Origin of the sequence: Pseudotabrizicola sp. 4114 (genome assembly GCF_031457365.1) — a bacterium.
GTDB lineage: Bacteria > Pseudomonadota > Alphaproteobacteria > Rhodobacterales > Rhodobacteraceae > Pseudotabrizicola.
In genome coordinates this window covers 1-5,740 of record NZ_JAVDWP010000035.1, presented here as the reverse complement: position 1 = coordinate 5,740, position 5,740 = coordinate 1, and the positions used below count along the sequence as shown (strand labels likewise).

The 5,740-nt window shown below is 58.0% G+C and carries 4 protein-coding genes and 1 pseudogene; 1 reads left to right on the top strand and 4 read right to left on the bottom strand.

Going from position 1 to position 5,740, the window contains the following annotated elements:
* Positions 1–72: 72 nt before the first annotated feature.
* From J2X53_RS22265 to J2X53_RS22250, 4 genes and pseudogenes are all read right to left on the bottom strand, one after another.
* Positions 73–308, bottom strand: a pseudogene (locus J2X53_RS22265) (IS5/IS1182 family transposase); the annotation flags it as partial.
* A gap of 87 nt (positions 309–395) precedes the next feature.
* A complete protein-coding gene (locus tag J2X53_RS22260) occupies positions 396–1,568 on the bottom strand; it encodes a Xaa-Pro peptidase family protein (protein ID WP_349039681.1) in 1,173 nt (390 codons plus the stop codon).
* A gap of 10 nt (positions 1,569–1,578) precedes the next feature.
* Positions 1,579–3,054 carry a cytosine permease gene (locus J2X53_RS22255; RefSeq protein ID WP_349039680.1) on the bottom strand — a complete coding sequence of 492 codons (1,476 nt, stop codon included), beginning with the start codon at positions 3,052–3,054 and terminating at the stop codon, positions 1,579–1,581.
* A gap of 233 nt (positions 3,055–3,287) precedes the next feature.
* Positions 3,288–4,424, bottom strand: a complete 1,137-nt coding sequence (locus J2X53_RS22250; protein ID WP_349039679.1) for a hypothetical protein — start codon at positions 4,422–4,424, stop codon at positions 3,288–3,290.
* Positions 4,425–4,707: 283 nt separating this feature from the next.
* Between J2X53_RS22250 and J2X53_RS22245 the strand changes: the two genes are divergently transcribed.
* Positions 4,708–5,661 (top strand): AraC family transcriptional regulator, encoded by a 954-nt coding sequence (locus tag J2X53_RS22245; RefSeq protein WP_349039678.1) that lies wholly within the window; start codon positions 4,708–4,710, stop codon positions 5,659–5,661.
* The last annotated feature ends 79 nt before the right edge of the window (positions 5,662–5,740 follow it).

Below are 5,740 nucleotides of genomic sequence, written 5' to 3'. Positions count from 1 at the left end.
GCGCGTGGCGTTGAACACCACGACCTTGGCACATTGCGATGCCGTCTAGGGAGGGCGGCAACCACTCCATCTGACTTGGCCTGCGGTCAGGAAGATCCGGATCGGTCGACCATCGGCATCGGTGTTGGCGTGCGGTTTGGAGTTCATGCCCCCTTCGTTCGCCCGATCAGACGGCCCGCTGGTCGCTGCCCCCCCTTTCTCGCCCGCAGGTTGGGCGCCGTGCGGTGCGCCTTCAGAGAGGTCGCGTCGATCAGTACCGGCTTCGGAACGGCCGCCTCGGAGGCCAGCCCCTCCATGATCCGGGCGAATCAGCACGTCGATGCACATCTCTCCGCCTGCCGGGGCTGACGGGGCCGGATACGGAAAACGCATCATGTCCCGCTGTCGCCCTGGCGTCAAAGCCGTGCCGGGCAGGTCGAGATAAGCTCGCTGCGGTCGCCATGGACAAGGAGGTTGTGTTCGAACTTGACGTAGCCGACGTCGTCGCAACCCGCCATGCATTCGATGGCAATCGCCATTCCGGCTTCGACCTTCATTTCGTTGTCCGGTACAAGCCACGGCCCGCCCCAGCCCAGTCCGAAGGAATGGCCATGGATCGGATATCCGCAGAAGATGCCGCGTCCCTCAAGGACATCGTGCACGGCCTTGTACAGATCGCTTGCCGTTACGCCGGGGCGGCAAGCTGCCACGCCGGCCTCGATGGCGGCAATTGCACCGTCGTAAACTTCATTCTGCCGCGCCGTCCATGTCCCACCGGCGACGACCGTTCGAGAGAAGTCCCAGACATAGCCCTCAACGGCAGCGCCATACATGTCGCAATGGAAGATATCGCCCGGCGCAAGTGTACGGGTTGTCCATTGCGGCACCATGCCGTCCGAATAGAGCTTTGTATGCGGACCCGATGCGCAAGCGGCGTCAATTATCGCGCTACCACGACGGATCGCAACATTATAGGCCGCCGCGACAGCGTCGGCCTCGGTTGTTCCGGCGGTCGAGGCGCTTTTCATCATGGCCAGCATTGCAGCGTTGCCGACATCAGCCGCCTCACGCAAAAGCTGGAACTCAAAGGGGGTCTTGATATTGCGCAAGCTCTCGATCGCCATATCCATATCGACAAATTCGATGTCTTTGCAGACGGTCACGAGCCTTCTGTAGATATTGGCGACCAAGGAGGCCCCGGCCACCAGACCAATGCGGGACGCGCCCAGCCCCATGGACTTTAGCGTATCTGCGACGCTGTCCGGCAAAAACCCATTTCCCGGGCGGATGTCCTTAATCGCCACAAAATCGCTGCGGATCGCATCGGTGTCGGTCACCAGCACTGGTTCGCCTGTCGCAGGAATGATCACCGCCGCATGCGAAATACCGGACCAGACGTTCGGCAGATCGGCAATGTAGGGGAACGTCGGACAATAATTGGCGAGGTAGATCAGATCAAAGGCCGTGTCGATTGTGCCTCCGCCCTTACCCCAGACGACAAGCGCCTCGACGCCGTTCGCCTTGCACAGGGCCTGAGCGCGGCTCCAGCGGCCATGATATTCTTCGATTGGTGTCCTGTTTGTAAGCATTTTCTTCTCCTTAAGCGTGACGCAAGCCTGGACGGATGAGATAGAGGCCAGCAGCCACCACCGCGCCGACCAGCCAGGAAAGGTCGATGCCACCCATTGCCTCTGCAAATGGTCCGTTAAGGGCGGGTGTTGCACCTACCTGAAAGGTCCAGCCGGCAAAGACACCCATCAGCAGCGATGCAAGCGCCCACCAGTTGATATCGCCATAAAGGCTTTCGCCCGGAGCGCGGTACAGCTGATCGACCTCGATCAGCTTTCTCTTGATCCAGAAGTAATCCAGCAGCGTTATGGCGCCCCAGGGGCTGATCCACACCACAAACAGGATCATCAGGTTCTGGAACGAGGCGGCAAAGCTTCCCGACTGCAGAAACCCGACCAGCACGGCCATGGCGACGACGCCGGTCAGCAGCGAAACCACCCACCGTTTGACCTTAAGATCAAGTGCCGCGACGGAGAGGGCGGCCGAGTAGATCACGACAATATTCGTGGCGATGGGGCCATGCACCAGCACCAGAAGCACCGGCAGGGCCATGGCTCCGAAGACCGTGATGATGAGCTGGGCCGGATCAGCGCCCGCACCTGCGGAGGCAATCATCGCGCCAAGACAGGCGAGCCAGACCGAAGGGATGACCAGGCCGAGGAAGGTTGCTTTGAAGACCTGGCGGTCGGTCAGCGACTTTTGCGTAAAGCGCGTATAGTCAGAGGCATACACAAGCCAGGCGATTGCCCAGCCAATTCCGATTGCCGTCATCAGGCTGCTCATTGCCGAAAGCCGGTTGATGCCTGAAACCGTGGAGACCGTCCACTGAACATCCACCTCAAAGAAGGCCAAACCGGTCATCACCAGCATGATGATCAGGATGACTGGCATGGTATAGCGCTCGAAATACTTGATCGCGTTGAAGCCCCAGGCCGCGATGCAGACCTGCGTGATCATCACGACCACTGCAATTGAATACTTAAGCTCGGGGCTGCCTGCCACGCCAAGTCGTTCGAAGGCTGCCATCGCGAGGTCAAGCACGACCCAGGTATTGATTGCGACCCACCCGATCGGCATGAGAACCTGCATGAGTGTTGGCAGATAAGCCCCGCGCCGGCCGAAGGTCGCGCGCGACAGCACCATCTGTGGCACGCCCGTTCGGTGGCCCATGATGCACATGAAGCCAAAAAGTGCGGCTCCTATCAGATTGCCAACGATGATGACCGCGACTGTGTCGATCAGGCTGAGGCCGAACTGTATGCCCAAGGCCCCCAGCACCCAGTTGATTGGCGCGACGTTGGCACCAGCCCAGATCCAGAACTGATCCATCTGTGTTGAGGTCCGGAGAGCCCCTGGAACCGGGGTGATCTGTGATACATCATAGCCGAGTTCGACAAGATCTTCCTCCGCGGGCATCAGCGGGATCGCCCCATCGGGGCCTGAAGTCAGCTCTGCAGGTCCCTCGGAGGGACGGGCGGTGCCGCGTTCCGTTTGGTTGAATGTCATCTTCCTACCCTATTGGCTGATTTGCAGACCTTGCCCGAGCAATGTGTGTTCGGGTGAGCTTCGGCCCGCGATTTCGCTGGAAATGGGGTAATCGTGGGCGGTCGCAACGCGTGATCAGAGTATCGAAGCCGCGCTTTGCCGCCTGCCCAGACCTTGGGTCCGGTCCACCAGGCGACAGGCTGAATCGCCTTCGCGCATTCCAGCCTGCAAGGGCGTCACTTCAGGCAATGGCATCACTTCAGGTCAAAGATCGCAATTCTGTCACTGCGATAGCTGTTGACCCAGAGTTCATTGCCGACATCCATCGCGCCGGTCGCCATGCCGAACTCACCAAACTGATTGCCTTTGATCAAGGTCTCGATCTTCATGGTTTTCGGATCGAAGCGGTCAACGCGTACCCCGATCTCGGGGCAGTTGATCTTGTCCGACACAAAGCAATCAAGCGCGTCAGGCACATTTGCCGTCGTGCCGCCGATGAAAATCGTTTCGCCCCTGGCATCCCAGATCAGGTTGTCGGGGGTATAGTCCAGGTCAATGGTTTTGATATCACCACTGGCCCGGTCAATGATGGCAAGCTGTTTGCCCGACCAGGCCGCGAGATAGATCGTCGATCCATCGGCGGAGACAATCACCCCATTGGCCCCGGAAAGCTCTTCAGTGCCATCAATCGAAGACCAGCCCTTGTCGGCGTGCCATTCAAGAAGCTGACCGACCGGCTTACCCTCAGCAAGTTTCTTCAGGCGGTCCTCGTCGCGGGGATCCCATAGGCTGCTGGCCACCAGGCCACCCGACGGCAGGGCCGCAACATCATCCGGCCACGATCCCTCAGGCGAAACAAGACAGCCGTTCCAGGCAAACTTTGCAGCGCCTAAGGAAAGATCAATGGTGAAGACCTCGATATCATCGCGACCGCCATGGTTTACGGCGTAGAGTTTTACAAGATCGCCCTGCGGCACGGCATCCATGCCATGGGGCGTGAATATCTCCCAGTCGGGGGGGCCTTCACAGGCGGCGTAGGCCGGGTCCGGCGCGATCGCAATATCTTCGGGCAAGATCTTTTCGAAGCTGTGATCTGGGCTGAACAGGAAAAAATATCCCTGCTTTCCCGCCGCCGCGAGATCGCTGCCAAGGATCTGTCCGTTCGGGAGTCGGACGAAGTCCTCCACGTTGTCGACCCCGCATATGAATTTCGCTCCGTTTACCGGCCCACATTCGTCGGCAAGAGCAGCCGCCGTTATCATACAGGTCGCACAGAACATTGCGGCCAGCGGCGTCAGAATTTTTTTGGAGCACGCGGCAAGCAAGGTCTCGTGTGGTGGAATGAAAGCGCCAGACGCCGTGTTATCTGCAGAAGCCGAACTGCTAAACATTCGCTGATCCATAGGTCCCTGCCATCTTGTTAAACTATGCATCACGTTAGCCTTCAGTTCGGGCAGTGAACTCGTCACTCTGGGCCAAAAAAATGGTCAGAGTGCGCCAATCGATGCGATCTCCGCGACTCAGAGCTCTGCTCTGGACTATCCTCTGCATATTTTTTAGGCAGCACTTGACCGGCCCCCCCAAAGTGAGCAGGCTTTTCGCCTTTGCACTTGCCCGGATGGAACCTCGGGGGCAATCCTTGCCCAAGGTCCAGCGAGAGGCGCAGCGTCAGCTATGTTGGGTTCGAAACGGCGGATTGAGTTCAATTCCGAGGCGATTGAACCAAGAGATCGATATTCCTATTGGAATGACGTCGTCTGCGCGCGCCTTAGTCCAAGCGAAAACCTTTCACTTGTGGCGCCAGATGCCTTTCGGTCCAAACTCACAAATGTTGAAATCGGGGAGGTGAATCTTTGCCACCTTAGCGCATCCCCAATGCGCTATGACCGAAACCGGCGCATCATTTCGGACAAGCCCAACGATGATATTTTCATCGCGGTCATCGAACACGGCTCGGGGCAATTTGCGCAACTTGGCCGTGAGCAGACACCGCATGCGGGGGATGTGCTCATTTATGACTCGGGCAGGCCGTTCAGGTGGAATATCAGCGAAGATACCGCGATGATGATTGTGATGATGCCGCGAGACAAACTTGAACGGAAAGTGCAGAACCTGCACAGCCTGATGGGGAGGATGCTTCCCGCAGGGCAGGTGGCTGCCGGTATCCTGAAGTCCAACATGCGCGAGTTTTTGAAGATCGAACACTGCAATTCGTCGTATTGTGAGGAACGGCTTGAATCTTCCTTGATGGATATCATTTCCTCATCCATCGATTTTGGATTTTACGGCGACGGGATTAGCCTGTCTCACAGAGATATTCTGGAAAAGGCTAAACGCTATATTCTGGATAACATGGACGAACCCCGCCTCAGCACCGACGTGATAGCGAGATGTATCGGCACTTCGCGGCGCACGCTTTTCCGCGCCTTTGCCTGCGATGGCACGACCTTGGTAAACTGGCTGTCGGAACAGCGGCTGGACCGTGCTTTCGCGCTGTTGCACGGAAAGAAGGTCAACACTGTTACCCAGGCGGCGATCCTGTGTGGCTACGAGGACTTTTCAAATTTCACCCGGGCCTTCAAACATCGCTTTGGCACTTTGCCGAAAGATATCTTAACAGGCTGCTGAAGAAGTCTGCGGGGCGGAACGGTTTTCCTTGCGGAGGCTGTCGGCATTCCGCGTCGCGCCGTTCCATGTTGCAAGCATG